This is a genomic window from Candidatus Poriferisodalis sp. (assembly GCF_965208895.1).
Classification (GTDB): Bacteria; Actinomycetota; Acidimicrobiia; order Acidimicrobiales; family Poriferisodalaceae; genus Poriferisodalis.
The window spans coordinates 2,360,145-2,385,493 of the sequence record NZ_OZ242363.1 but is presented as its reverse complement, the minus strand read 5'-3'; the positions used below and the strand labels follow the sequence as shown (position 1 = coordinate 2,385,493).

Sequence of the window (25,349 nt, the reverse complement as noted above, 5' to 3'; positions counted from 1 at the left end):
GCGCGGCTGGCCGTGCGGGGTGTGACACGACCGGGGGTGCGGGTGGTGACGCGGCTGGCCGTGCGGGTGGTGACGCGGCTGGCCGTGCGGGGTGTGACACGACCGGGGGTGCGGGTGGTGACGCGGCTGGCCGTGCGGGTGGTGACGCGGCTGGCCGTGCGGGTGGTGACGCGGCTGGGGGTGCGGGTGGCGACGCGGCTGGGGGTGCGGGTGGCGACGCGGCTGGGGGTGCGGGTGGCGACGCTGGCGGGAGCGCTGCTGCTGGCGGCGAGCTGCTCGGCGTCGCCGTCGACGATCGAGCTGCCGATCCCGCCGCAACCGCCTCCTGCCGACGGCTTCGACGCGGGCGTCTTCACGCTGGGCGTGCTGGTTGACCTGTCAGGCCCCGCCGCCGAGGCGAATCGAGCGGCGCTCGACGGCGTGCAGGCCTATTGGGCCGGGGTCAACGCCCGTGGCGGCATCGCCCAGCTGTACTCGGTCGAACTGTCGGTCTGGGACGAGGATGCGACTGCTGCGTCTGATGTCGGCGGGGCGGTTGTTGGGTCGGGTGTTGGCGTCGCTGCTGCGCGTGAGGGTGGCGATGGCCGCATCACGCTCGAGGAGTGGGACGTCGCGGCGCTGGCATACGTGCACAGCGGCTTCGACGCGGCCCAACTGACCGCCGACCTGCCACTGCCCACGGTGCCAGCCGTCGCGACGTTCGCGGGCGAGGACTCGGACTGGCTGCTCACATCGGCAGCGCCGGTGGAGCTGACCACCGCGGCTCTGCTGGACAGGTTCCGTGCGACCGGCCCTGGTGCGACCTGGTGCGTCATCGTGGACAGCTCGCCCCTCGGCCGTCAGGTCGCATCAGTGGCCTACGCCGCAGGCGCGGCCCCTGACACAGTGCCGGCAACGCTCGACCTCGACGTGGGCGAGATCGAGGTGCTCGATCTGGATGCGTCGGTATTCGACATCGCCGACGCGGTCGCCGATCGCCGATGCCGCTACGTGCTGGTCGAGACGGCAGAGTCGACAGCGATCGACGTGCTCGATCGGCTGCCGGCGAATCTGACCGTCGTACGTCGCTCTGCCTTGGCGGCCGACTACGAGCTGCCCGCGCACGTCGAGTTGTTCATCGACCCGGCACCGCCCTGGCGGGCGGGCCGATCCGCCGTGATGGATGCCCTCGCAGCGGACTGGTCGAGCCTCGCGGCAGAGGCTCAGCCCGACCCGAGGGCACGGGCGGGATGGCTGTCGCAGCTCCGGTTGCACGCCCTGCTGGAAGAGGCCGCCGCCGGCGGGGACGTGAGCCGTGAACGGCTGGTCGAACTCTCCGGACAGATCGAGCCTGTCGACCCCGATCGCAACACGTTGCCCGGCGTGCCTCGAGTCGGCATGGACATCTCCGAACCCGTCGGCGGCGGTCCGCTGCGCACGCTCCGCCTGTACGGCCGCAGCGACGTCGGTGCCGACGAGCTTGGACTTCGCCAAGTGCTCGTCGTCGACGTGACGCACCTTGTCGAGGAACTGCGAGACCGACTCGGCACCTTGCGCTAATTGATGACTTGCTCTGTGGTGGTGCTCCTTTCGTGATGTTGCCCTGTGCGTCAGGGCTGTGGTTTGGGGTGTGCGCCGGGCTTCTGGTCGGGCCCCGGTCAGAAGCCCAGGTCAGGGGGCTCTCGGTTGTGGGGTGGGGCGTCGTGAGCCGCCGGGTCGACGTGTGGTGCTGGGGCGTCGTGAGCCGCGAGGTGGAGGTGTGGTGGTGCAGCGGGCTGTGGTCCACCGATCGGGACCTCGGATGAGTCGGTAGCCGTGCTCGTGGAGGTGGTGGTGATGGGTGTGGCACAGCAGCGCGAGGTTGTCGAGGTCGGTGGGACCGCCATCGGCCCAATGGATGAGGTGGTGGGCGTCGCAGCGTGAAGGCGGTGCGTGGCAGCCGGGCCATACGCAGTGCTTGTCGCGTGCGATGAGGAGCCTCCGCAGCCGTATGGGCACGGTGCGCCGTGTTCGGCCGATGTCGGCCGGTCCGCCACGTCCGCCCAAGATGATGGGGATGATCTCGCTGTCGCATGCGAGGCGGCGCACCGTGTCGGGCGCGAGCTCGGTGCCGGCATCGGTGAGACCCGCTTGGTCGGTGTCGCCTCGCAGTGCGTCGAGGCCGATGAGCACGTTGATCTGCGCTGGGGCGAGCCTCCGCATCGGTTCCCCTGGCTGGGGGTTGCTGCTGAGCGCCAACTCATCCCCGGGCTCACACTCGCCGACGGATCCCAGAGTGGGGGGAGGTGTTGTGCGCTTGGAATGCGGGTGGTCGGGGCCCGTGCGGCCAGTGCCGGACCGGCTGGGCGAGACATCGCCGTTCTGCCGTGCGCGTGCAGCCAGATCGTCAATGACTTGAGCGTCGTCTTCGGTGAGGGTGATGCCGGCGAGCGCGTAGGCGAGGGTGTCGGCGTCGCGTTGGGCGGGCGTGCGCCTGTCGGTGCGGATGTGCTTGTCGGCCTGCCACAGTGCGCGGCGCAGCGGTTCGAGCACCGCTTCGACGCCGGCGCCCGTTTCAGGATCGAGCCGTGCCCACAGCCGCAGCATTCCGTTGTGGTCGCGGCCCCACCCCGCACCCCGCTCGGCGCGCTGACGCAGGAACCGCTCGGTGGCCGACTCGACATTGTGCAGTGTCTCGGCCTCGCGAATGTGACGACGGCTGGAGTCGGTGTCGTGCGCCGCGGCGTAGGCGACGAGGTCGGCACGGACCGAATCGGGCACTCGGGCGTCGCACAGTGATTCGGCCTGAACCACATTGATGTCGCCTGCGGACAATGCGTCGAATACGGCGGCGTGCTCGCGGGTCTTGCTCGCAATCCGTCGCAGCCGGCGTGCTTCCCGTTCGGTCACGCCGGTGGCGTCGCGCAGCGTCAGATGCGGCGTCGCGTCGGGCGCGGCGCCGGTGCTGCTCAGTTCGTCGAGCGCCCCCATCACATCCACCCGGTAGCCCGCCAGCCGGTTCGCCAAGCGTTCGATGCTGCCGAGCACGTCGACCAACTCGTCGCGGCACAGCGCCGCGAGCTCACGATGGTCCAACCGTTGCAACCCGAGCATCTCCGGCTGAGCTGCGGGGCGGCCGCCACGGTTGAGGGCTTCGGGGCCGGCCGCAGAGATGGCGCCGTTGTCGGGCGTGTCGCCACCGGTGAGCGCCTCAGCGGCTGCGTCTGCGTCGGTGCCTACGACACAGCTCGCCTCAGGGGCGCTGCCCGAACCGCTTCTCGACATGTGTACCACCGTAGGACCGGGGTGTCACACGAACAAATGAAATAAGTTGAAAAATGTGATCATTCAGCGCAAGTGCACGCTCAGCGCACCGGCACGCCCAGCAGTTCGCCGACGACAGCCCGCACCTGGCGGTCACGATCCTCCAGCGCTGCTTGCACAGCGGCGGCGGCACGTTCATCGTCGAACTGGAACAAGCCGAGCAGCGCCCGTCGACGGATCTGGGGCCGGTCGTCCATAGCAGCGAGCAGCGCCTCGAATGCCATGCCTCGAGCGGCCTCGTGCGGCGCGCCCGCGGTCAACTTCGGGTCCGCTGCGGCATCGTGGTGCGTTTCCCGCCTCGATTCCGAGATGGCCGCAGCATCGGAAGGCGCATGCGCCCCGGCATCCAAGCCTGCGGCAATCGCGCCGAGCGCAGCGACGGCGCTCTCGCGGCACAGCGGATCGTCGTGGCCCGAGGCGATCCGGCACAGCTCGCCGACAGAATCGGGATCCCGGTCACGCTCGCCGAGCGCGGCTGCTACCGCCTCCACGACCGACGCGTCCGGATCGCCCAGCAGTCCCACCAGCTCCACCTCGGCCGGCGCCAGTTCCGCCGCCCGGCATCGCACCGCTGCAGCCTCGTCGACCAGCGCCCGCCTGATCTGGCCTGCACCGAGCGCACCGCAGCGAGCCAGCGCACCGAGTGCTGCCGCCCGCACACTCGCATCGTCGTCGTCCAGCAGCATCTCCGCTGTCGCTGCCTCGCCGCGATAGCCCGCCACCACCGCATCCAGCCTGCGGGCGTAGGCCTCGCCCGCCGTCGTGACTTCCTCTTCGCGGGTCATCGCGGCGCTGCCTCGCCGGCGGAGTTCGTCTCACGATGGCCTGACCCGGCGTCGACAGCCCAGCCGCCAGCAGCCTCGCCGCTAGCCGAACCGCTGCCAGCCGAACCGCTGCCAGCCGAACCGCTGCCAGCAGCCCAGCCGCCAGCAGAACCGCCCCCAGCGGCCCCGCCGTCTTGCCTGCTCACCCGATGAGCGCTTCGAGCACCAGCGCCCCCACCGCGGCGCCGACCACCACCAGCGCCACGAGCGCCACCACGCAGATCACGGTGAACGCCCCTAACCCGATCACCGCAACCAGCTTGCGCCAGATCGCGGTCGGCTTGTACGGCCAGCGCCCCGACTCCATGCGTCCAATATGGCGCATCGGCGACCCGACCGCGCGTGCCCCCGGCGGGGGCCATGCCAGGTGGTGTGACTTTGTGGCTGGTGTGTCCGGCGGTGTGACCGCGCGTGGCGGCGGTGGGGCGCATGGCACGCTGTGCGCCTGTGACCGATGCGTCCGGCCGCCCGCCGCCAGACGATCCCGACGACCGACCCGCCGAGGACGAGGCTGATCTCGGCTGGCGCGCCCTCGCAGGATCGCTCGACGACCTCGGCTTCACCCCGCGAGCAGCCAGGGAAGCCGCCGCTGGCCGTACCGGCGCAGCCGCCGCCGACTCGGGTCCGACCGGTCCCGCCGCTGCCGACTCTGCCGACGGCTATGCCGATCCCGCCGCCGACCCTGCCGACGATCCCGGCGACCCGTACGACGACCCTGACGCCACCGCATCAGGCCACCCGCGCGCCCTGCAGTTCTCGCGCGGCGCCATCGGCCTCATCAGCACCATGCTCGCCCTGACCGTCCTCATCGGCGGCGGCTTCAGCTACCAGCTCTACGACAAAGCAGTCATCGCCCCGGGCGCCACGGCCGACATCGAGGATTTCGTCGACATCGCGGACCACCCCGCCTACGCCTCCGAGGCATCCATCTCCCTCGTCAGCGTCCGCACCAGCTTCGCCCCGTCGCTGTTCGAGGTGATCGGCGGCTGGCTCGATGGTGCCCTCGAAGTCGTCGACCTCGAAGACATCCTCGGCGAGCGCACGGTCGCCGAGAACCGTGAGGCCGGCCGCCTCCAGATGGACCAGTCCACCCAGATCGCCGTGGCAGTCGCCCTCGAACACCTGGGCTACGAGATCATGTCGCCGATCGGCGCCCGCATCGAGCGGATCGTGGTCGATGCCCCCGCCCACGAAGCCCTCCACATCGGTGACATCGTCCAACGGGTCGACGGCACCGCCATCACCACGGCCAAGCAACTCTCCGACACCATCAAGGCCAACGAACCGGGCGCCGAAGCCACGCTCACCGCCCTCGACCCCGACGGTCAACTCCGCGACGTCACTGTCACTTTGGCCGACCGTGACGGCGTCGCCCTGCTCGGCGTCCTCGTTACCACCCACGTCAAGTTCGAAGAGCTCCCCATCGACGTGACCCTCAACATCGAGAACATCGGCGGCCCCTCCGCAGGCCTGGCGTTCACGCTGTCGGTCATCGACGCCCTCACACCCGAACCCCTCACCGGCAATCTGGACATCGCCGCCACCGGCACCATCCACCACGACGGAACCGTCGGCCCCATCGGCGGCGTCCCCCAGAAGTCGCACGCCGTCGTCCGAGCCGGCACCGACCTGTTCCTGGTACCCGCATCGCAGGTCGACGAAGCGACCGCCGTCGCCGAGCCGTCCGTCGCCGTCGTCGGGGTCGAGACCCTCGCAGACGCCCTCGCCGCCATCGAAGCCCACCAGTCCTGACCGGCTGCTCTCATGTGCAGTGAGCCGGTCCCAAGGCCGCTGTCGCTGGAGGTGTGCCGTCTGGTCAGCCGCGCAGCCACTCGGTGATGGCCACGACTGCTGAGAGCGCCACCACGATCTCAATCGGCAGCGCGACCGAGATCCACCGCAGGCGCCGGTCCAGCGCCGTGCGATCCGCCTCGCGCTGTTCGGCCGCTGCCCTGTGGTCCGCCTCGCGTTGCGCAGCTGCTGCTTCGCGGTCTGCCTCGCGCTGCGCAGCCATGGTCAGCGCAAACGCAGAGAACTCCGCCGCGAGCACTGTCTCGAGGTGCTGCTTGGTGACCAGGTCCGGCAATGGCGCGGGGGTCAAGCACGACATCACGTACTCCGCGAGCGGCTCGTCGGTCTGCTCACGCAGCCAAGCGTAGAGCCGAGATCGATCTTCTTCAGACAAGGCGGTCTCCAGACGGCGGCAGCGAACTGTCGGACACCGTAGAAGGCACCCGTCTGAGGTCAAACTGAATTTCAGTCCATTTGACTGCTTGCCGCCGCTTGTATCACCGCCGCTTGCCCGCTTACCGTTCGCATCCGATCTCGTTCGCTGCGTAGTCCAGGAGGCCGCTGTGTCTGAAGCTGTTCGGGTCCGTGCTTACGATTGGATGCGTGAACAGGCCGATGCGACAGTCGCGGAGTACGTGATGTCCCGCTTGAGCCCCGTGCCTGCGGCCGAGCTCGCCACCAAGGACGATGTGCGCGCAGTGAAGGAAGACGTGCGTCTGGTCAAAGACGATGTGCGCGCGGTCAAGGCCGATATCGGGCGCGTCGAAGGCAAGGTCGACGCGCTTGCCGGGCGGGTGGACGAGAAGTTCGACCGGCTCGTCGAGTTGCGCGAGGCCGATCTCCAGCAGAGCGCTGCTGAGCGCGAGGCCGATCGCAAGGACGCCGGCCGGCGAGCCTGGAAGATTGCCCTTGCGCTGCCAGTGGAGGTTGTGGTGCTGTTCGCGGGTGCCGCAGCGATCTTGGAGTGGCTGCGCGGCTGAGGGCGGCCGACTGAGTCGTTTCGAGAGCCGACAGCGAACTGTCGGGCGCCGCTTGAGGTGTCGCCCGGCTAGATGCCGTGGGGTGCCAAGTCGCTCGGATTCCTATTCAGAGGTCGAGGCGCAGCCGGTGCCGGTCCTCCTCGTTGAGATGTCCCAAGTTGCCCAAGTGCTCCAAGAGCGCAAGCTTGCTGACTTCGAGTTCGGAGGCCGCAGATGCGAGGCCCTCGTGTGTGTTGATCGCGTTGCGCGCCCACGCAATCGCAGAGTTCAGTCGGTCCGGTGGCATCAGGAGCCACGCTGCAAATGCGTTGGCGCGCTGTTCGATGGCGAGTGGTGCCCACGGGCCGGATGCGACTGCCAAGCTCGCCCCGACTGAACGGTCGTGCAGCAGATGGCAGAGTTCGTGGGCGAGCGTGAATCGTCGTGTCTGCGGCCTGTGTGCTGACCAGTGGTTTTGGTTGAGCACGATCCGGGGCGCGTGATGGGCGCTGACAAACGACACGGCTCGCAGTTCTGGGTCGTCCAAGGCGATCGTGGCCACTTGGACGCGCCAGTCCGCCAGCCATTCCTCCAAGTGCTTGCTTGACGCTGCGAGATCGCTCCCGGTGTCGTCCAGCAGTTCATCTGCGAGGTCGTAACCCTGCTGCCAGGGTGGCTGAGTGACGTCGATCGGCTCGCCGAAAACTAGGTGCGCCAGGCCGTCGTCAGGTGATTCCTCGTAGGACTCCAGCAGCAGCGTCGCCAGCGACGCTGCGTCGTCTTGGGTGATCGTGGGACTTGCAGAGCCGAAGAGCAGCGGCGCGAGGCACCCGTCGAGCACGATCTCGCCTGAGCTGGCGCCGCCGAACACGGCCTCGGCCGCCTGCGGGGATCCCGATGTGCGGGCCCGGTCCCGCAGATCGCGCCAGCGTGTGAGGAACTCCTTGCGAGTGTCACCGAGCCCAGCGAGCCACGCAGCTCGCGCCTCCGACCGCCGGGGCTGTCGAAGCGCCCCGATGGACTCGACGAGCGACGCGCACCGCTGTGACTCGGGAACCTGGGCGTGAAGCCACCCAGAAGCGCTCTCGAGCATCTCGTGCAGCGCGCCAGCAACAGCGTGCAGATCGTCGCGTGCAGTCCCATTGGTAGCCATGAAGCTGACATCGTCGGCCCCAGCGAGACGGTTGGCTTTCCAGGAGATCTCCGCCTTGTCTCGGAATCGTCGAAGATGGACATCAGGGAAGATGCCGCCGTCGCGCGCGGTTCGCAACGCATGTCGTTGCTGCCAAGCGAAGCATGCTTCCTGCGCAGCCGCCGCATGTGCGAGTCCGATCGAACCGAGGCTCAGCGCCGAGGCGATGCTGCCGACTTCGGCGGCGCTATTGGCAGGCCGCACTGCTGAGGGGTGCCGTTCCTCGTGCAGCAGCGGATCCCAGTTCTCGGCCAGCCATTCGAGAAGATGCGCAAGTCCTCGACAGCGAGCCTTTCGACGGCAGCGCACATGCCTTGAACGCTGCATCGAAATTGACAAATAAATCATTCAATTGTAATCTTGCGCCTGTGTATGAGCGTCGTGACATCCTCACTTGCGAAGGCCTCGGCATAGCCTTGCGCGAAGCGCGTCGTGTCGCTGGCCTGAGCCAGCACGACGCTGCGGCATTGGCCGGCACGACTCGGCCGACGATCAGTTCAGCCGAACGCGGGCAAGGGGGGCTGTCGGTGCGCACCCTGCTGAGCCTGCTCGACGCCTACGGGTGTGCGCTGCGCATCGGAGCCCACCGTGAAGACGAAGCGCATCTCTCGGTCTTGTCGGATGCGGTTTCTGCGACACCGTTAGTGCCACGATGCCCAGCGACGCGCTAGCGGTACTGCTCGACGGCATCCATGTCGCTGATCTCGTCAGGGGTCGCGGCAGGCTCGGGGCGCGCTTGCTGTACCGCGACGATGCAACCCGCCCCCTGTCACTGTCGCTCCCTCTGAGCCGCAGAGAACATCGAGCTGCTGCGGTGGAGCCGTGGTTACGCGGCCTCCTGCCGGATGATCCTCGGGTGATTCGGCGCTGGGCTGACGACTTCGACCTGCCGGACTTGACCTCTTTCTCCCTGCTCGGGACAGCTGTGGGCCATGACTGTGCCGGCGCGGTGCAGTTCTGCGATCCTGACGGGATCGACGACCTGCTTCGTCGCGGCGGCAGCGTCCAATGGTTGAGCCAGCGAGAACTGGATCAGGTTGTGCGCGACCTCCATGAGGACGGCACTGCGTGGCTCGGGGACCCTGCGTGGTTGCAGTTCAGTTTGAGCGGAGGCGAGACCAAGACGTCTTTGCATCATGACGGGGACCGATGGGGCAGGCCGACCGGCATAGTTCCCTCTACGCACATTCTCAAGCCGCAGCTGAGGAAGCACGACTACGACGACCTGCCAGTCAATGAGCACCTGTGCCAAACAGCAGCCCGACGCCTCGGGCTGCCGACAGCGGAAACAGAAGTGCTGAAGATCGGCGGCATTCAGACAGTCGTGATCAAGCGATACGACCGTCTGCAGCGTGATGGAGCCGTGGTGCGACTGCATCAAGAAGACCTCTGCCAAGCACTCGGCATCGAACCTCGTCGCAAGTATCAGGTCAAGGGCGGGCCGTCCGTCGCGCAGGTTGCGAAGCTGCTGCGGTCCGTGTCGTCGTGCCCATCTGAGGACATCGCCGCGTATCGGGACGCGCTCATCTTCAACTGGGTGATCGGCGGCACGGACGCGCACGCGAAGAACTACAGCCTGCTGATCGGCGCCGATGGCGATGTTCGGCTTGCGCCGCTCTACGACTTGGCCAGCGGGCTGCCGTATGTCGAAGACGACAACGTGTCGAGAATCGCTCTCGCTCAGCGCATCGGGAAGAACTACACACTGCGCAAGAGCGACCGCAGATCAGCGTGGGAATCCACAGCCGACGCGCTGGGCCTCGACAGAGCAGAAACCGTCGAACGCGCCGAGCAGATAGCTGCCGCCGTACCGGAGGCATTCGATCTGGCAGTCTCAACGCTGTCGGTCGAGTTCCGGGAATCGCGGACGGTGACCGACTTGCGGAGGCGCTTGATTCACCGCAAGCGAACATGTACCAGCATGAGCAAGGAAGCGGACGGCTCCCCAGCAAGGTCACCGCAACGGACAGCCGGCGCTTCGATTCGGGCGGTCCGATGTGGACAGCCACTCGCCGGCAACAACCACTGCAGGCGCAGATTGCGATTCAAGGCCTGCCCGGATCATCCAGGCAGTCCCGGCAGCAGGAAAGCGCTGGAACAAGCAAGCGCTGCTGCCCAGTCGGCGCGTTCCGCTGCCATACGGGCAGCAGAAGCAAGCCAGCCGCCAACAGCACCTGACAGCAGCGATCCCGCCATACCCCATGCTGGCACGGGAGTGTGACACGAGAACCAGCCGTGACCTACGACATGGCACTATCCGATGCAATTCCTCTCGCGGCCTGCTTCAGGCGCTGTGTTCATTGAGAAACACTCAAATTCGCTTGGCGTGGGATCCCGGCGCGTCTATGGTCCGTGCCCGATCTCAAAGAGCGCGCCGCCGAGCGCGAAGCCGACAGCAAGGAACGCGCCGCTGAGCGCGAGGCCGACAGCAAGGACGCCGGGCGGCGAGCCTGGAGGGTTGCCCTTGCGCTGCCGGCGGAGGTTGTGGTGCTGTTCGCGGGCGCCGCCGCGATCCTGGAGTGGATGCGGGGCTGAGCCGGAACTGGATCGCCGACGATGCATCGTCGAGCACCGGCGGTAGATCATCGGCGTCGATCATCGCTGCTCTTGGCGCGGACGCGCCCACGACATCAGCTGTCGACTATGAGAGACCAAACAGCTGTGTGAGCCAGGAAACGAACTGCTGCGATTGAGGATGCCGCGGGTCGAGCAGTCTTCGTATGACGGCTTCGTGCAGTTGGGGCCCGGGTTCTTCCTGCCATGCGAGCCAGGTGTGGGCCACCGATTTCGTGACGTCGACCTCCCGCAAGGACGCTCCTCGTTCCTGTGCCCCGTCGACACAGTGTCCGGCATACTCCACGAGTTCGGCGTCGTCGTCGGGGACAAGTCCGAGCAGGAACTCTTCGAGGGCGCCTTGGTGGCGATTGTCAGGCATGATCCACACGCCGAACCACGAGCCGTCTTGTCGCTGTCGAACGAAGCCGTCTTCGGGTATCTGCTCGGGCAGATCGGCCATGTCGGGCAATTCGGACTCGCATCGTTGCCGGATTGCATCCCAGCGTCCCGAGGGATTGCCGTTGGCGTCGATGATCACACCGAGCCGCTGGAGACCGCTGGCCTTGAATTCAGCGGAAATCGTGCCCGCTTTGAGGATGTTCGCGAGGCCGCCGCGATCGTCGATGCAGGGCACTTGACTTCCGATTTCAGCCTCCTGCCACGAGATTCCCTGCGCCTCAACGAGCTCTGGGATCACCCGCAGTTCGGTTGATCCCTCCACGAGCAGTTTCATCGCTGGGGTCCGCGCCCGGTCTGCCACCTATCGAACCTCGAGGCCGCGATCTGCAACCGCCGCAACCTCATGCTCGCTGAAGCCGATGCTGCTTGTGCCGTTGCCTGGCTCGATCCGGTGAATTGTCAGATCACCGGGCGGTTCGGCGTCGGGGTCGGCGACCGAGGCGAGGCTCTCATAGCAGTCACGGCTGTGGGTGGTGGCGAACACCTGCACGTCCAAGGAATTTGAGCGTTCCGCGAGCATCGTCCACATCTTCTGCATCACGGTGTAATGCAGGCCCGTGTCGATCTCGTCCACCAGCAGCACTCCGCCCCGCGCTCGCGCCAAGGCCAGTGCCAAGCCGAGCAATCGCCACATGCCGTCGCCGACACTGCCGATGGGAACGCGGCCGTCGACGCCCTGCATCCGCAGGAGAATCCCGCCCCGCGCGCTGCCGCCGAGCGGTGCACGCCTCGAAGCGAGCACCGCAAGCCGTTCGACGCGAGGCTCGATGAGCCGCATGGCCTCGACTGCCCTGTCCTCCGCGTCGGTCAGCACCACATCGTCGAAGATGTCGCCGACATCACCGGGAACCAAGCCGCCTGTGCCCACGAACTGGACCCGTGGAAAGTCGTCGTCGGCGCTCCAACCGTGCCACCTTTGCTGTCGAACCGGCAGCATCCCATCGGCCGTCAAAGCCGCCTCAAAGTCGCGATTTCGCTCGCTGGATGCCCAAACGAAACGCCCCGGCGATTCGTCTGCCGCCTCGCCGGCGTCGTCTTGGTGCAACAACGGCATCTGGACGGGTCCCATTTGCACCGAGAGTTCCGCCACGACTGCACCAGGCCGCGATCCGGCGCCCGACCGTTGCCCCATCACGCGGATGCGCTCGGACATGTCTCGGCACGAGAACAACTGGGCGATGTCGTACACGCGGCCGTGATCCTCATCGGGCAGCCACTCGCCGCGCAATTCGAGCAACGAACGCAACACCCGGTAATCGCCAGCCGAGTGCAGCAGCCCGACGCTCTCGAGCACCGAGGTCTTGCCCGAGTTGTTCGACCCCACCAGCAGGTTCACGCGGCTCAGGCCCTCGAGCCGCATCTCTTCGAGACTCCGGAAGCCGCTGATCTCAATTGACGAGTACACGGCACTGCCCCCGGGCCCGAGGCCTCACTGATGGCACCAATCCTACCGCTGCGCATTTGCACGGGCCTCTGCTCCGAGCAGATCGGCCAGTGCTTACGGCAGCGAAACCTCAGGGTGACTCTGATACGAGGCCGATCTCCACTCGGCACCGTAGCCTGTTCGTTCCTCGTTTGAGATACATTTGGGCACGGCGCAGGAGGTGGCACTATGGCCAAGACCGAGATGATCCGAGCCCGTGTCGAACCCGATCTCAAGGTGCAGGCCGAGCGCGTTCTTCGCGAACTCGGGTTGTCGGCCACCGAGGCGATCACCCTGTTCTACAAGCAAGTAGTCCTGCGCCAAGGCGTCCCGTTCGAGGTCAGCATCCCCAACGCCGAAACCGTCGAGGCCCTGCGCGAGGCCCGCGGACCCGACGAACTGACCGAGTACTCAAGCCTCGACGAACTCAAAGCCGCGCTGTAGTCCGCAGTGACCCTGCGGACGACGAGTCGCTTCGAAACGGACCTCAGGCGCGTCAAGCGGCGCGGCAAGGATCTCGACAAGCTGTGGGCCGTGCTGGAGATCCTCATGGCGGGCGACGAACTGCATTCCCGCCACCGACCGCACCGCTTGTCGGGACAGTGGTCGCAATTCTGGGAATGCCACATCGAGCCCGACTGGCTGCTCATATGGGATCGCCAAGCCGATGCTCTGGTGCTCGTCCGGCACAGGAGAGCGCGAGGTTCGAAGCCTGCTCGATGCCCTTCGCCGCGCAGACGCCGCAGTTGCTTGGTTGGACCTCCATCTCACCGGTTTCGACCGCGGCAATGCGTCCCAGCGTCGGCTCAGCCCGGGGTGGCTGGCGGTGGTCAGCAATCTCCTGATGGGATGCTTCGGCGACCTTCCGATTCGGGTGGCGCTGCCGCAGGCGGCACAGACAGCTGTGATCGGCTCCATTTCCTGGCGTTTGACAACGGCTTTGGCATCCCGCGAACCATGCGCTGGCAACACCCGGATTCTCTGCATCGGTTCAAGGCTGCCGACATCGTGGAATGCGTTCTTCGAAGCCGGCTGACTGACAGGGCGGTCGACGGCCACAATGGCGCCGGGCTTTGGTGCCTCTACGGTCTGGCCCGATTCGCCGGCGGGACCATCACCGTGACGTCTGAAGATGACCTCAGCAACGGTCAGGCTGCAACACAGCTTGCGATAGGAGTGCCCGCGGTTGGCTCTGCCGAGTCGACGCCGTACGTTCAGAAGCGTTCGGTGCCGGTGCCGTGGCGCGGCACGACGATCCAACTCCAAGTCCGCGTGCCGCGCCTGGACGACCTCGCGCAAGATCAGATCATCGAAGCCAGAGACAACCTCCACCGGTACCGGGCTGCCTGGCCCCAAATGGCATAAGTCCGACAGGCAGCCAGATGGTGGGCGGCTTGGATGCCGGCAGCTATGTGCGTGTCGGCACACATCGCGCTGCGCCGCTCGTCGAAACGGTCGACGTTCCCGGCGGCCTTATGTTCATCGATGTCGTTGGCAGTCACGCGGGCGGCTGGCACGGTGCCGTGGCAGAGCAACTGCGCTCTGTGGATGAATTTGTGCTGGCGGCATGCCGCTGCGTTCTGATTCGGTCCCCTGAATCTCTTGATGCGAGCGTCGAGCGGGGCGCCGAGGTCATCCAGGCGGTCTTCAACCAACGCGGCGGATCCGCTCCGCCGGTGGGAGCGTGTTGGTTCGACCTCGGCGACAGGTCGGGGCCTCAGATGTGGTGGTCTGAGACGGATTCTTCGAGCAGCGACGGCCAGATGCTTGCATTGGCCCGTTCCGTGGAGCTGGCGGCGTTGGTGCAAGCCGGCAAGGCTCACTGGCGACCGACGACGTTCCACTATGAGCTGCCCTCCGACGAGCACAGCAGCAACTTCATTCGAGTGGGCGACGTGTTCCGGTCGCCGCGCGACGCAGCTGCCTTGGCCACATGGCTGTACCCATACGCTGGAGCAGACCGGACAATCCTGCTCGACACAAGCACGATCCTGCCGGTTGTGCTGGCACTGCAGACCGCAGCAGCGGAGCACGGGGTGAGGCTGGGCCCAGTTGCCGTTCGCGACGCCTACCCGCACTCCTTGTTGGCCGATGAAGAACTCGTCGAGCTGACCGTGGGGGCGAACGGGGCGTTGGCGCTGATCTCCGTATCGTCGACGGGGCACACCGAACAGGCGCTCGCGGCATGTCTCGAGGCCAAGGTCGGCAACCAATGGGCGCTGCAGACGCTCGTGGATCGATCTCGGCCGGCATCGACGCAGTGGCCCGATGCGAGCGGCGGGGTGCAGGATCCGTGGCTTCACGTCCCCGGAGGAAAGTCGTTCACGCAACACGACTGCGATCTGTGCGACAGCGCGAAGGTAGCCCCTTGTGTTCGTATCGACGCCGTCAGCTTCACGAACACCTCGCTGCCCGAACCGCACGTGGTGGTGATGCCCGACCCGCCCGTAGAAGCTCGCAGCATCGCCAACCTGATCGAAGCCAGCCGACGGCGAGCGTGATCGGCTGGCCCGCGAGCTGCACGACAAGCGACACATCTTGGTGCTGACCGCGGGAACCGTTACCGGCGGAACGTTGCGAGAGATTCTGATCCGCATACACCGCGCTCTCAGTGGGCAGCCGCCGAACAGTTACGTCGTCTCGGGTTTGGTCGTGCATGCGCGGCCGCCGTCGTTTCGCGAATGGCAGTCGACACGCAGTTCGTACAGCCGACGTCTCGTCGCAATGTGGATGACCTACTTGCCGTCTCGTGACCATCCGCTGTCCGTGGAGCAGCGTCTCTATCGACAAACGCTCGATGAGGGCAGGCTCTCCGAGCAAGCACGGCAATATGCCCAAGACCGACGGGATTGGGTTCTGTCCAGCCCGCACAGCGACTGGCAGCGGCGCCGAAGCGCGCCTCTGGCCCGGCGCTATGGGCTTGGCGCGTGGTCAGCCGATCACGCCAGCAGTGTTGAGCCAGATCGGCGTCGCAGCCGACAGGCCGATGCCCGCAAGCCAGTAGTGGCGAATCCGGCCTGTTCGACGGTCCTCATCACGCTGGGCAACCAGGAGATCGACTCTCGAGGTGAACTCGACGAGCTTGACTTCGAGAGTGTCTACTCTGGCGGTGAAGTCGTCGACGCTTTTCTTGGTGGCGAGGCCGGTGAGGTCTTCCTTGGTGGCGAGGCCGGTGAGCGCGGCCGCCAGCGTGATCGACAAGTAGTCCTTGGTCACCAAGTTCGACAGTGGCGCAGGCGGCAAGCACGACATCACGTACTCGGCGGTCGGCTTGTCGAGATGCTCACAGAACCAATCGTAGAGGCGAGAACGATCTTCTTCAGACACAGCACACTCCCTGGAGGACCAGTCCGCAGACCGTATGCATGGAATTTGCAGTGTTCCAAATAAATTTCAGTATCTATCGCCGACGTCGGAATCAGAAGGCCTCCCTGAGCCAAGGTTCGCTCATTACTGCTCGCCCGGGGGCGCTTCGCTGGTGCATTTCGGGGTCGTGCCGCACGTAGTCGACACATAAAGCGGGCACCGATCGTGCCGGGCTGCGCGAAGAGCTACCGCAACACCGAGGACACCGATCTGCTCACGCTCGAAGGCGGACACCGGCGGCTGTTCCGACACGAGACAAGGCGCGATCCCAAACAACCGCGGGTCGCCGCGCTTCTCGGTTTCGTGCCGGGAATTCGCCTCGCGGGCGTCGTTGTCGGCACCAGTGAGCAGCGGGCGGAGCGGTGGGGTTGTCGTCGGGCGCGGTCATGACGTTGTTCGGCGGGTTGGTGACCACGCTGCTGGGCGCGCTCATCGGCCTGATGATGTGGCAGTTCAACTCGCTCAGCGACCGCATCGACGCCCAAGGCGACTGCATCGACGGCCGCGTCGACAGTCTGGGTACCGAGTTGCGCGCCAAGATCGGAGACCTGCGCGCGGAGATGCAGGCAGGGTTCGCCGAGATTGCCGCGGTGCTGCTCGATCACACTGACCGGCTCGCCCGCCTCGAGACCGCCGCCGGGCTGCCGCGCCCGACCGGCTGAGCCATCTGCAGGCGCCGCGGCGATCCTGGAGTGGCTGCGCGGCTGGGCAGGGTTATGCAGCAGGCCCCGAGGCCGCCAGGAGAGTCACCGTCAGCCAGCCTTGATGTTGTGGCCCTCGGCCTCGTGCTTGCCTTCGGCGTGGGACGTGGTCCAGACCACCGACCACGACGAGGGGGCTTTCTGCGCGACTGCGGCGAGCTTGGCCCGAGGTCCCTGTGACGTTGACGAGCATGGGGAGCGTCTCGTACTGCGCGCTGCTGAGCGCGAGGCCGATCGCAAGGACGCCGGCCGGCGAGTCTGGAAGATTGCCCTTGCGCTGCCAGTGGAGGTTGTGGTGCTGTTCGCGGGTGCCGCAGCGATCTTGGAGTGGCTGCGCGGCTGAGGGCGGCCGACTGAGTCGTTTCGAGAGCCGACAGCGAACTGTCGGGCATCGCTTGAGGTGTCGCCCGGCTAGATGCCGTGGGGTGCCAAGTCGCTCGGATTCCTATTCAGAGGTCGAGGCGCAGCCGGTGCCGGTCCTCCTCGTTGAGATGTCCCAAGTTGCCCAAGTGCTCCAAGAGCGCAAGCTTGCTGACTTCGAGTTCGGAGGCCGCAGATGCGAGGCCCTCGTGTGTGTTGATCGCGTTGCGCGCCCACGCAATCGCAGAGTTCAGTCGGTCCGGTGGCATCAGGAGCCACGCTGCAAATGCGTTGGCGCGCTGTTCGATGGCGAGTGGTGCCCACGGGCCGGATGCGACTGCCAAGCTCGCCCCGACTGAACGGTCGTGCAGCAGATGGCAGAGTTCGTGGGCGAGCGTGAATCGTCGTGTCTGCGGCCTGTGTGCTGACCAGTGGTTTTGGTTGAGCACGATCCGGGGCGCGTGATGGGCGCTGACAAACGACACGGCTCGCAGTTCTGGGTCGTCCAAGGCGATCGTGGCCACTTGGACGCGCCAGTCCGCCAGCCATTCCTCCAAGTGCTTGCTTGACGCTGCGAGATCGCTCCCGGTGTCGTCCAGCAGTTCATCTGCGAGGTCGTAACCCTGCTGCCAGGGTGGCTGAGTGACGTCGATCGGCTCGCCGAAAACTAGGTGCGCCAGGCCGTCGTCAGGTGATTCCTCGTAGGACTCCAGCAGCAGCGTCGCCAGCGACGCTGCGTCGTCTTGGGTGATCGTGGGACTTGCAGAGCCGAAGAGCAGCGGCGCGAGGCACCCGTCGAGCACGATCTCGCCTGAGCTGGCGCCGCCGAACACGGCCTCGGCCGCCTGCGGGGATCCCGATGTGCGGGCCCGGTCCCGCAGATCGCGCCAGCGTGTGAGGAACTCCTTGCGAGTGTCACCGAGCCCAGCGAGCCACGCAGCTCGCGCCTCCGACCGCCGGGGCTGTCGAAGCGCCCCGATGGACTCGACGAGCGACGCGCACCGCTGTGACTCGGGAACCTGGGCGTGAAGCCACCCAGAAGCGCTCTCGAGCATCTCGTGCAGCGCGCCAGCAACAGCGTGCAGATCGTCGCGTGCAGTCCCATTGGTAGCCATGAAGCTGACATCGTCGGCCCCAGCGAGACGGTTGGCTTTCCAGGAGATCTCCGCCTTGTCTCGGAATCGTCGAAGATGGACATCAGGGAAGATGCCGCCGTCGCGCGCGGTTCGCAACGCATGTCGTTGCTGCCAAGCGAAGCATGCTTCCTGCGCAGCCGCCGCATGTGCGAGTCCGATCGAACCGAGGCTCAGCGCCGAGGCGATGCTGCCGACTTCGGCGGCGCTATTGGCAGGCCGCACTGCTGAGGGGTGCCGTTCCTCGTGCAGCAGCGGATCCCAGTTCTCGGCCAGCCATTCAAGAAGAGGAAGGAGGTACCAGTGGCAGTACTGCAGCGTCTCGCCCTCGTCCACATGAGCGCACAGGTTCACGTCGTGGACCCAGATCTGGAACGCGCCCCAGCTCGCAGCCATCTCGGGCGACGCCGCTGCGCCTTCGTCCGGATCGGTGAGAAACGCCACTCTCACTGCGAACGACGAAGGCTCGCCGAACAGCCGCTCCCAGCGGACGCTCATCGCCTGCGCCTCTTCCCCTGGCGCACCGTGCGGTGCGCGACAACACTTGCCGCGATCCAGTCGTTCACAATCGTCGGTGGGACCTCTTCCCAGTTGACGGGGTACCCGTGCCACAGGTCACGTGTTCCATCGTGGCACTGAGCGCAGTAAGCCTGTCTACCGTCCGTCGCATACCGCTTCTTGCCGTGAGGCGTGCTGTTCGCCAACAGGCGCGCTGGATCTGCATCTCGCGGACACCGTGAGCCTCTGCGGCCGGCTTGTGTTTCGGGTTCGGCTCGTAGCGCACCGATGACCTCCCAACCGGGGCCACGGTAGCGCTCGCAGGAACCACCCACGCCGGGGCTGAACCAGACCCCTGCCGCCCAGCGTGCGGCGGGGCACCAAGCAGGTCGACGGCTTTCGCGCGGCCGAAGTGCTTTGCTTTGCCGTGGAGGCCGTGGCGTCTGAAGCTGTTCAGGGTCGGCGGTTTGCAGGTCGCGTGTGATGAGGGTCTCGGCGACGGCTGCGTAGACGCACACGGCGATGTGGCCTCTGACTCGTTGCTCGGTCCAGTGCCGGATGGGGCGCAGCCGCCCGAAGTCCTTGAGCGTGCGGAAGCGGGCTTCGACGTCGGCGAGCTGCCGATAGGCGGCCACCACGCGTTCGGCGGAGGCTTGCTGGGAGGTGAGGCTGGTGGTGAGCACGTAACGGCCCGCGAGCAGCTTTTCGTAGGCGTGCGCGTCTTCGTCGTAGTGATAGACGAATCGCCCTTCGCCGGTGTCGAGGTCGAACAGACGCCCGACGCCGCTTTGGCCGATGATGCGCTGAGCGGCGCGTCCGATCTTCGCGGCATCGACAAGCCGCCCGCAGCGGACGCGTTCTTCGAGAGCGAGCAGTTCGGTTTCGGTTCGGGCGAGGAGCTCGGCGGTTCGTTGCCGACGCCCGAGCGATCTGGTGTCTCTGAGTTCGCCTACCTAGGCTGAAGTCCTGCCCGGTGAGCCAATGGAGGTGCGCGATGAGCAGACATTTGACTGCGATCGTGGAGCGGGAAGGCGAGGGCTATGTGGCTCTGTGCCCGCAAGTCGATGTCGCGAGCCAGGGGCTCACTGTGGCCGAGGCTCGAGAGAATTTGGCCGAAGCCCTGACGCTGTTCTTCGAGACCGCGTCCGCGAACGAGATCGACCAGCGGCTGAGCGGCGAGATCTATGTGACCCAGATCGAGGTCGCCGTTGGCTAGGTTGCGCGTCCTCTCGGGGCGAGAGGTCTGACAACAGGCACACGGCCAATATTTTGTGGAGTCATCGCCGAGCGCAGGACCGGACCGTAACCCCCTGGCTGAGGGTCCCGGCAGGCCCAACGGTGACACTCGGATTTTTTGTGTATCCGGCTGTGGTGGTGTTCATCGGATGTAGGCGGCGATGAGAATGGCATCGGTGCTCGCAGTCGTAACGGGAGCCCCAGCTCAGGCCGCGAACACTTCTCAGCCAGCGAGGATCGCTTGGCTGCGCAGGGTGATGGCACTGAGGAGACGGGTCGGGGTGCCTGAGGCCCGCAGTGGCGTGGGCAGATTGTCGATCTCGGCTGTGAGCCGGGCGGGTGTCTCGCGGGCGATGCGCTCGACCTCGGCGACGGCCCAGTCGGGATCGGCGCCCAGGGTCTGCGCGGCGTCGCGCCAGTCGTCGATGCGTGCGCCGACGCCCACTTGGTAGCCGTCGCCGAGTGCCATGGCGAGGTGGATGTCGGGGGCTGGCACGTCGGTGTAGGGCAGCCACGATGCGGTGTCGTACAGCGGGGCGAGCCGGCAAACGCCGCCAGGCAAGTGCAGCAGCGCATGGTTCTTGCCGTGGGCGTCGTTGGCGACGATCACCCAGCAGTACACGAGCCGACGCAGCAGGGCCTCGATGTCTGCAGCGGTGTCGCTGCTGTGGGTGCGCAGCAGGCCGGCGATGTCGGCCGGCGACGGCCCTCCGTCGCGTTGGAATCGCCGCGCTGGGGGATGGCTGAGCGCCTGGCACATGTCTTCTTGATGGATGCGTGCGAGCGATGCCGACCCCGCCGCGGAGTTCACCCGGTCGTAGCGCTGGGTGATGAGCGTCTCGAAGCCGCCGATCACGGCGACCTCGCTGCGGGCCGCGTCGATGCCGAGCGCCCGAGCGGTGGCGAGCGCAAGATGCTCGCCGATTGCCTGGCCCGGGTAGAGGTCCACCGACGGTTTGAGGATGTGGCTGGTGGGCTCCTCGCCGACGGCTCGGTGCCACTGGCCGCCTATGCGGCGCAGGGCCAGTTTCGGCATCGTGCCCGCGAGGCTGAAGCTGGCGAGCGGGTCCATGCGCCACCCGCCGAAGCGAGCACTCTCGCTGAGGTCACCCAGCGCGGCCGCCAGGTCGGCGTCGGCGATCGGCTCCAGCGCCGAAGGACGATCGGCCCGGTGACCAGCCGGGCGGGCGGCCCCGCTGTCTGCTTGGGTGGTGCGGTCGGGTTCGAATTGGACAGCGCCGGCACACTCGGCGCCGACGGGCGTGGCGAGCAGATCGAACGGGTCGACTGAGGCCGCGCCCACGCTGGCACGCCATCGCTCGCGATCGGCTGGCAGGTCCGGCAGCAAACCGTCCAGCCAGTTCTCGACCACCGCGCCGGCATGGGGCTGGATTCGCATCGGGAGAGAGAGCGAGAGCGGGACCGCGTCGGGGTGTGCGAGGTAGCCGGCGTGGTAGGTGAGGACTGTGTCGGTTCCCGCCCGGGAGATGGTGGCGGCATCGATGCCGCCGACCCGCACGCTCAACGCGGCCGGTGTCATTGCCCGGAGGCCACCACGTCGCTGTAGCCCACACGGTCGCTGCGCGCTTCGCGCACCACCAGGTCGCAGCCGAGCGCGACGCAGATCTTGATGAGACCGTCGAGCTGCATGGAGAGCTTGCCGGCCTCGGCATCGCACACAAGCTTGCGCGACACGCCCGCCGCGTCTGCGAGCGCCTGCTGCGTGATGGCGAGCTGTCGCCGCCGGTTCGCGACCACGTTCGCCAACGAACCCGGCGTGCGCACCACGAGTGCTGCCAACGGCTCCATAACGCACACGCTAGCCAGATGTCACTGTTCGCATACACATAGCAAGATGACACTGTACGAATACAGACTTAGCAATAACACTGTACGCACACACGTCGTCCACTCGGTGGACCGAAGAAACCAGAGCGTGCAGATGAGCAGGCTGCGGCACTCCGCCCATGCCCAGTGGACTGTGCCCACCGAGGTCGTGGGCGGCACTTCCAGCGCCGACGACGACGCGATCGAGATCATGGCGAAGGGCGACGACGACGCTGCTGGCAATGCTTGGAAGTTCGTGTTCGACCGGGCCGCCAATCCCGACAGCACCAAGCCGCTGGACATCGACGTGCGCGTCGACACCCGCGGCAAGCGGGTGACGGTGCGGTTCATCAACGGCGCCGGCACAGCCGGCGGGTGAGCACGGTGTGGTTGGGGTGGTCGGAGTTGTTGAGCACGAACTCGCGCAGCGGCCCGAACTCGTCGAACGCGAACGTGCGGTCGGGATGGTTCTCGAGCGCGTCCTCGATGCGGTCCAGCTTCGCTTCGCGGTCGAGGTCGTCGGTGTCCTTCCACGACTTGGTGCGCTGGAACGTGACGTCGTTGGCCCCCAGCAGCTGACGGAGCCGCTCCCGGCCGATCCGCACCACACGGGCCGGGTTGTCGCCCAGGTAGGCGGCCAGCTTGCGGACGCTCCACCGCGTGAACGCCAAGCCCAGCTTCTCGGGACGCTCGCTGGCCGTCTCGACGATGAACGCCTCATCGTCAGTCGTGATCCGGCGGGGACGGCCACCCGCCCACTTGGGGTCCAAAGACGCCATCCCCGACTCGTTGAACCGATGGATCATCTCCCGCACCCGATCGGGAGAGGTCGCCACCAGCCGAGCGATCATCGCAACCGAATTACCGCCCGCAAACGAGCGGCCATGCCACGGCTGCCTCGTGCTCACCGGACAGGTCGCGCTGCACCGGGTTCTCGGCAGCGAGCTCGCGGGTCTCCCCGCTTGCGGTGATCGTCGTGTGGAACGCGAGAGCGTCGACGGTCACAGCAGGCGCCGTGTCCCCGTGGCCGGCAAGCGGTGCCTCGATTTGCGCTGTTTCCCCAGCGTGTTCATGCATCGCCGCTCTGGCTGTCCCTGCCGAATTCGCAAGCCCACGAACGAGCGCCGTTCGCCGCGCATTGCCGTTTCCTGCAAGTCCAAGCCGGGCACCATCACCGAGACGAGCGCTAGCCGACCGCTGTGTCTGAGGCTGTTCGGGTCCGTGCTTGCGATTGGGTGCGTGAGCAGGCTGATGCGACCGTCGCGGAGTACGTGATGTCGCGCATGAGTCCTGTGCCGACGCGGGCGGCACGGCAGTGTCTCAGGCGAAGACGAGATGCCCAGGAGCCGCGGAGCGCCTTGCTTGCCGGTCTCGTGCTGGGAAATCGATTGATAGGCGCCGGATGGGTCGGTTATGTTGGGTCGCGCCTCGTTGCCCGGCTTGTGCGGCGACCTACTAGGAACCGAACGTGCGCTATCAAGCGCCGCGACGAACAGCGAGGCCTGATGACCGCTCCCGTCGAGACGACCGCCGCCATGACCACGCCGGCCGAACAGCGTGACCCCGCACACGACGGCGGTTCGACCGCTGCGGGCGAAAGCGCCCGCAGTACGGATGCCTCGGCTGCGGGCGTGCTCAATGGGGCAGGCGAGCAGGCGGCGGTACGGCGGGAGCTGTCGTCAAACGCCGTCATCACCCTGTTCGGCGGGCTGGTGACAACGCTGCTGGCCGCGCTCATCGGCCTGATGATGTGGCAGTTCAACTCGCTCGGCGCCCGCATCGACGCTCAAAGCGACCGCATCGACAGTCTCGGAGCGTCGCTGCGCGCTGAGATGGCCCAGCAGGGGACCGAGCTGCGTGCTGAGACGGCCGACCTGCGCGCTGAGATGGCCCAGCAGAGCGCCGACCTGCGCGCTGAGATGGCCCAGCAGAGCGCCGACCTGCGCGCCTACATCGCTCAGCAGAGCGTTGACTTGCGCGCCGAGACGACCCAGCTGCGAACTGACCTGCGTGCCGAGATGGCCCAGCAGGGGACCGAGCTGCGTGCTGAGACGGCCGACCTGCGCGCTGAGATGCAGGCAGGGTTCGCTGAGGTCACCGCGATACTGCTCGATCACACGGACAGGCTCGCGCGTCTCGAGACCGCCGCCGGGCTGCCGAGGGCTGCCGACTGAGTCATTCGCAGGCATCGTCATTCAGCGGCGACACCTTGCAGGCCCTCGCGAACCTGGCGAAATTCGCCCTATGACGCGGCAGCGAAGGCCGGCACCCCACAGCCTGCGCGAATCAGTGAAGATGTGTGCGGGGAGCGGGCTGTCGGCGTCTGACTTGGCGCGAAACCAGCCCTGCGGGTTGCAGGTGCCTTGTTTGGGACTCGTAGACGTCGGCGACACGCGTGTCGCAGTCGTAGCTGACGATCCACCGACGGAAGCTCGACTCCAGCGTGTAAGCGAGTTCCTTGTGCTTCTCGTAGGTCATCGCGTCGACGTAGAGGTCGCTTGACTTGGTGAGGTACGGCGGGTCTGCGTACACGAAAAGTTCGTCGGCGTCGCGTTCGGCGAGGCATGCGAGCAGGTCGATGGCGTCCCCGCCGAATACGGATACGCGGTCGGCGAGCTTGGCTACACGGTCGAGCCGCTGAATCAAGTTGGGCTTGTTGAACCGGCAGTCGATCTTGTAAGGGCCGTCTTGGTTGAGCCCACCGATCGGCCGCGCCCGCAGGATCCCTGAGCGATTCGTTCGATTGAGGAAGAACGCTGCAAATCCGAAGCGTTGGGTTCAACGTCGGGTTCTTCTGAGTCGTCTGGCGGGCCCGGGCTCGTCGGGCCGAATGTGTCGCCATGTAGGAGTTCGGCGATGAACTTGGCTCGGTCGCGCTTCTTCTTGAGATGCGTGACGGTCACATCGCCAGCGAGCTTTTCGATGATCTTCAGCAAGCGGCGAACTACGGCCGATTCGTCGTCGTTCAGGCCGACCGTGCCTGCTTGGAACTCGAAGCCGATCTGGCCCCGCACGTCAGGGTCTTGAGTGAGACGGCCGAACGTAGTGGGGTTGCCGCTCTCGACTTCGTCGATGAGGGCGTGTGCCGGATCGCCTGCAGCGAGCCGCTGACGGAGCCAGTCCAAGACAATGATGGCGCTCGCGGCGTGCCCTCGAGAGGAGGGATTGGGGTTGAAACGGTATTTTGCAGCGGCGGACCAGGGCACGTTGCCGAGGCCTGCCATCTGCCCACTGTGAATCCGGTCGAGCCAGAGCCGCGCTTCGTCTCGGTTCCGGACCACAACGCACATGACCTCGTCGGGACTGGTGCTCGCCTCGGAGACCGCCCGCGTGAGCTCCTGTGTCTTGTATTTCCCGGGAGCTTGGTGGGGTCACCCAAGATGCGCAGCGCCGCCAGGCGACGGTCATCGCATCGGTAGCGGCCCGCTTCGTGCCGCGTCGGGGGCAGCGCAACGCAGCTCCGCCGCAGGCATCAAGCGGGGCATCTCGTGCCCGGCATCGTCGGGGAGGCTGCTGGGTCTGCAGATGTTCGGGTCTGCGCCTGCGATCGGCAGCGTGATCAGGCGGACGCCTCGGTCGCTGTGTACGTGATGCCACGGCTGAGCCAGCACTCAGACCACACCGCTTGACAAGGGAGCGTCCGACAAGCACCGATTCGGGTTCCAGACAGGGGGCCACTCCATCTGAACCAACAACCGGATCGCCTTGACGCTCGTGGCGGGCCTGTCGGAGCTGATGTCTC

At 66.6% G+C, this 25,349-nt stretch carries 30 protein-coding genes and 1 pseudogene; 16 read left to right on the top strand and 15 right to left on the bottom strand.

Translation table 11 applies throughout. The features are described 5' to 3' along the window. Positions 1 to 21 precede the first annotated feature (21 nt). Positions 22 to 1,539: a hypothetical protein gene (locus ACOGJB_RS10740; RefSeq protein ID WP_419837137.1), complete on the top strand. Its 1,518-nt coding sequence runs from the start codon at positions 22 to 24 to the stop codon at positions 1,537 to 1,539. Between the two features lie 111 nt (positions 1,540 to 1,650). On the opposite strand, the gene ACOGJB_RS10735 is transcribed toward ACOGJB_RS10740, so the two are convergent. The 3 genes from ACOGJB_RS10735 to ACOGJB_RS10725 form a co-directional block, all read right to left on the bottom strand. Next, a complete protein-coding gene (locus tag ACOGJB_RS10735) occupies positions 1,651 to 3,243 on the bottom strand; it encodes a DUF222 domain-containing protein (protein WP_419837136.1) in 1,593 nt (530 codons plus the stop codon). Between the two features lie 80 nt (positions 3,244 to 3,323). After that, positions 3,324 to 4,067: a hypothetical protein gene (locus tag ACOGJB_RS10730; protein WP_419837135.1), complete on the bottom strand. Its 744-nt coding sequence runs from the start codon at positions 4,065 to 4,067 to the stop codon at positions 3,324 to 3,326. 181 nt (positions 4,068 to 4,248) lie between these two features. After that, entirely contained in the window at positions 4,249 to 4,413 is a 165-nt protein-coding gene (locus tag ACOGJB_RS10725; protein WP_419837134.1) for a hypothetical protein, read from the bottom strand. A gap of 140 nt (positions 4,414 to 4,553) precedes the next feature. On the opposite strand from ACOGJB_RS10725, the gene ACOGJB_RS10720 reads away from it, so the two are divergent. Further along, positions 4,554 to 5,858 carry a PDZ domain-containing protein gene (locus ACOGJB_RS10720; RefSeq protein WP_419837133.1) on the top strand — a complete coding sequence of 435 codons (1,305 nt, stop codon included), beginning with the start codon at positions 4,554 to 4,556 and terminating at the stop codon, positions 5,856 to 5,858. Positions 5,859 to 5,922: 64 nt separating this feature from the next. Here ACOGJB_RS10720 and ACOGJB_RS10715 read toward each other — a convergent pair whose 3' ends face one another. Continuing rightward, the gene (locus ACOGJB_RS10715) at positions 5,923 to 6,291 is read right to left on the bottom strand and encodes a hypothetical protein (protein WP_419837132.1); all 369 of its coding nucleotides are present in this window, start codon (positions 6,289 to 6,291) and stop codon (positions 5,923 to 5,925) included. 205 nt (positions 6,292 to 6,496) lie between these two features. On the opposite strand from ACOGJB_RS10715, the gene ACOGJB_RS10710 reads away from it, so the two are divergent. Beyond that, a complete protein-coding gene (locus ACOGJB_RS10710; RefSeq protein WP_419837131.1) occupies positions 6,497 to 6,877 on the top strand; it encodes a hypothetical protein in 381 nt (126 codons plus the stop codon). A gap of 106 nt (positions 6,878 to 6,983) precedes the next feature. Here ACOGJB_RS10710 and ACOGJB_RS10705 read toward each other — a convergent pair whose 3' ends face one another. After that, a complete protein-coding gene (locus tag ACOGJB_RS10705; RefSeq protein ID WP_419837130.1) occupies positions 6,984 to 8,396 on the bottom strand; it encodes an ImmA/IrrE family metallo-endopeptidase in 1,413 nt (470 codons plus the stop codon). Between the two features lie 20 nt (positions 8,397 to 8,416). Here ACOGJB_RS10705 and ACOGJB_RS10700 point away from each other — a divergent pair, with 20 nt between their 5' ends. From ACOGJB_RS10700 to ACOGJB_RS10690, 3 genes are all read left to right on the top strand, one after another. Continuing rightward, positions 8,417 to 8,719: a helix-turn-helix transcriptional regulator gene (locus ACOGJB_RS10700; RefSeq protein ID WP_419837129.1), complete on the top strand. Its 303-nt coding sequence runs from the start codon at positions 8,417 to 8,419 to the stop codon at positions 8,717 to 8,719. Beyond that, complete coding sequence (locus ACOGJB_RS10695; RefSeq protein WP_419837128.1) at positions 8,701 to 10,269, top strand: HipA domain-containing protein; 1,569 nt, start codon at positions 8,701 to 8,703, stop codon at positions 10,267 to 10,269. Before ACOGJB_RS10700 ends, ACOGJB_RS10695 begins: the two co-directional genes overlap by 19 nt. A gap of 131 nt (positions 10,270 to 10,400) precedes the next feature. After that, positions 10,401 to 10,583 carry a hypothetical protein gene (locus tag ACOGJB_RS10690; RefSeq protein WP_419837127.1) on the top strand — a complete coding sequence of 61 codons (183 nt, stop codon included), beginning with the start codon at positions 10,401 to 10,403 and terminating at the stop codon, positions 10,581 to 10,583. Positions 10,584 to 10,689: 106 nt separating this feature from the next. Here ACOGJB_RS10690 and ACOGJB_RS10685 read toward each other — a convergent pair whose 3' ends face one another. Next, complete coding sequence (locus ACOGJB_RS10685) at positions 10,690 to 11,364, bottom strand: DUF3226 domain-containing protein (RefSeq protein WP_419837126.1); 675 nt, start codon at positions 11,362 to 11,364, stop codon at positions 10,690 to 10,692. After that, positions 11,365 to 12,468, bottom strand: a complete 1,104-nt coding sequence (locus tag ACOGJB_RS10680) for an AAA family ATPase (protein WP_419837125.1) — start codon at positions 12,466 to 12,468, stop codon at positions 11,365 to 11,367. It abuts the gene before it with no gap. 207 nt (positions 12,469 to 12,675) lie between these two features. On the opposite strand from ACOGJB_RS10680, the gene ACOGJB_RS10675 reads away from it, so the two are divergent. From ACOGJB_RS10675 to ACOGJB_RS10660, 4 genes and pseudogenes are all read left to right on the top strand, one after another. Beyond that, positions 12,676 to 12,930 (top strand): type II toxin-antitoxin system RelB/DinJ family antitoxin, encoded by a 255-nt coding sequence (locus tag ACOGJB_RS10675; RefSeq protein ID WP_419837124.1) that lies wholly within the window; start codon positions 12,676 to 12,678, stop codon positions 12,928 to 12,930. 6 nt (positions 12,931 to 12,936) lie between these two features. Further along, a pseudogene (locus tag ACOGJB_RS10670) lies at positions 12,937 to 13,161 on the top strand (type II toxin-antitoxin system YafQ family toxin); the annotation flags it as partial. A gap of 444 nt (positions 13,162 to 13,605) precedes the next feature. Continuing rightward, a complete protein-coding gene (locus tag ACOGJB_RS10665; RefSeq protein ID WP_419840791.1) occupies positions 13,606 to 13,851 on the top strand; it encodes a hypothetical protein in 246 nt (81 codons plus the stop codon). Positions 13,852 to 13,868: 17 nt separating this feature from the next. Beyond that, positions 13,869 to 14,987: a hypothetical protein gene (locus ACOGJB_RS10660; RefSeq protein WP_419837123.1), complete on the top strand. Its 1,119-nt coding sequence runs from the start codon at positions 13,869 to 13,871 to the stop codon at positions 14,985 to 14,987. A gap of 430 nt (positions 14,988 to 15,417) precedes the next feature. Here the strand turns inward: ACOGJB_RS10660 and ACOGJB_RS10655 are convergent, their stop codons facing one another. Further along, positions 15,418 to 15,813, bottom strand: coding sequence for a hypothetical protein (locus ACOGJB_RS10655; protein ID WP_419837122.1), 396 nt, complete (start codon positions 15,811 to 15,813; stop codon positions 15,418 to 15,420). Positions 15,814 to 16,214: 401 nt separating this feature from the next. On the opposite strand from ACOGJB_RS10655, the gene ACOGJB_RS10650 reads away from it, so the two are divergent. Together ACOGJB_RS10650 and ACOGJB_RS10645 are read left to right on the top strand one after the other, a co-directional pair. After that, on the top strand, positions 16,215 to 16,514 hold the full coding sequence (locus ACOGJB_RS10650) for a hypothetical protein (RefSeq protein ID WP_419837121.1): 300 nt from the start codon (positions 16,215 to 16,217) through the stop codon (positions 16,512 to 16,514). A 103-nt stretch (positions 16,515 to 16,617) separates the two neighbouring features. Then, positions 16,618 to 16,896 carry a hypothetical protein gene (locus ACOGJB_RS10645; RefSeq protein ID WP_419837120.1) on the top strand — a complete coding sequence of 93 codons (279 nt, stop codon included), beginning with the start codon at positions 16,618 to 16,620 and terminating at the stop codon, positions 16,894 to 16,896. A 106-nt stretch (positions 16,897 to 17,002) separates the two neighbouring features. On the opposite strand, the gene ACOGJB_RS10640 is transcribed toward ACOGJB_RS10645, so the two are convergent. Continuing rightward, on the bottom strand, positions 17,003 to 18,544 hold the full coding sequence (locus ACOGJB_RS10640; RefSeq protein WP_419837119.1) for an ImmA/IrrE family metallo-endopeptidase: 1,542 nt from the start codon (positions 18,542 to 18,544) through the stop codon (positions 17,003 to 17,005). A gap of 467 nt (positions 18,545 to 19,011) precedes the next feature. On the opposite strand from ACOGJB_RS10640, the gene ACOGJB_RS10635 reads away from it, so the two are divergent. Continuing rightward, a complete protein-coding gene (locus tag ACOGJB_RS10635; RefSeq protein ID WP_419837118.1) occupies positions 19,012 to 19,506 on the top strand; it encodes a hypothetical protein in 495 nt (164 codons plus the stop codon). A gap of 32 nt (positions 19,507 to 19,538) precedes the next feature. Continuing rightward, complete coding sequence (locus tag ACOGJB_RS10630; RefSeq protein WP_419837117.1) at positions 19,539 to 19,760, top strand: type II toxin-antitoxin system HicB family antitoxin; 222 nt, start codon at positions 19,539 to 19,541, stop codon at positions 19,758 to 19,760. A gap of 243 nt (positions 19,761 to 20,003) precedes the next feature. Here ACOGJB_RS10630 and ACOGJB_RS10625 read toward each other — a convergent pair whose 3' ends face one another. After that, on the bottom strand, positions 20,004 to 21,320 hold the full coding sequence (locus ACOGJB_RS10625; RefSeq protein ID WP_419837116.1) for a HipA domain-containing protein: 1,317 nt from the start codon (positions 21,318 to 21,320) through the stop codon (positions 20,004 to 20,006). Continuing rightward, positions 21,317 to 21,589 carry a helix-turn-helix domain-containing protein gene (locus ACOGJB_RS10620; RefSeq protein ID WP_419837115.1) on the bottom strand — a complete coding sequence of 91 codons (273 nt, stop codon included), beginning with the start codon at positions 21,587 to 21,589 and terminating at the stop codon, positions 21,317 to 21,319. The genes ACOGJB_RS10625 and ACOGJB_RS10620 overlap by 4 nt, the downstream gene beginning before the upstream one ends. Positions 21,590 to 21,722: 133 nt before the next feature. On the opposite strand from ACOGJB_RS10620, the gene ACOGJB_RS10615 reads away from it, so the two are divergent. Then, the gene (locus ACOGJB_RS10615; protein ID WP_419837114.1) at positions 21,723 to 21,986 is read left to right on the top strand and encodes a hypothetical protein; all 264 of its coding nucleotides are present in this window, start codon (positions 21,723 to 21,725) and stop codon (positions 21,984 to 21,986) included. Here ACOGJB_RS10615 and ACOGJB_RS10610 read toward each other — a convergent pair. Together ACOGJB_RS10610 and ACOGJB_RS10605 are read right to left on the bottom strand one after the other, a co-directional pair. Continuing rightward, the gene (locus tag ACOGJB_RS10610; RefSeq protein WP_419837113.1) at positions 21,958 to 22,458 is read right to left on the bottom strand and encodes a helix-turn-helix domain-containing protein; all 501 of its coding nucleotides are present in this window, start codon (positions 22,456 to 22,458) and stop codon (positions 21,958 to 21,960) included. The two genes, ACOGJB_RS10615 and ACOGJB_RS10610, sit on opposite strands and share 29 nt — an antisense overlap. 10 nt (positions 22,459 to 22,468) lie before the next feature. Further along, the gene (locus ACOGJB_RS10605) at positions 22,469 to 22,684 is read right to left on the bottom strand and encodes a hypothetical protein (protein ID WP_419837112.1); all 216 of its coding nucleotides are present in this window, start codon (positions 22,682 to 22,684) and stop codon (positions 22,469 to 22,471) included. Between the two features lie 428 nt (positions 22,685 to 23,112). Here ACOGJB_RS10605 and ACOGJB_RS10600 point away from each other — a divergent pair, with 428 nt between their 5' ends. After that, entirely contained in the window at positions 23,113 to 23,781 is a 669-nt protein-coding gene (locus ACOGJB_RS10600; protein WP_419837111.1) for a hypothetical protein, read from the top strand. A 112-nt stretch (positions 23,782 to 23,893) separates the two neighbouring features. Here ACOGJB_RS10600 and ACOGJB_RS10595 read toward each other — a convergent pair whose 3' ends face one another. Next, positions 23,894 to 24,313, bottom strand: a complete 420-nt coding sequence (locus tag ACOGJB_RS10595) for a DNA adenine methylase (protein WP_419840716.1) — start codon at positions 24,311 to 24,313, stop codon at positions 23,894 to 23,896. Further along, positions 24,250 to 24,831 carry a hypothetical protein gene (locus ACOGJB_RS10590; protein WP_419837110.1) on the bottom strand — a complete coding sequence of 194 codons (582 nt, stop codon included), beginning with the start codon at positions 24,829 to 24,831 and terminating at the stop codon, positions 24,250 to 24,252. Before ACOGJB_RS10590 ends, ACOGJB_RS10595 begins: the two co-directional genes overlap by 64 nt. Positions 24,832 to 25,349 lie beyond the last annotated feature (518 nt).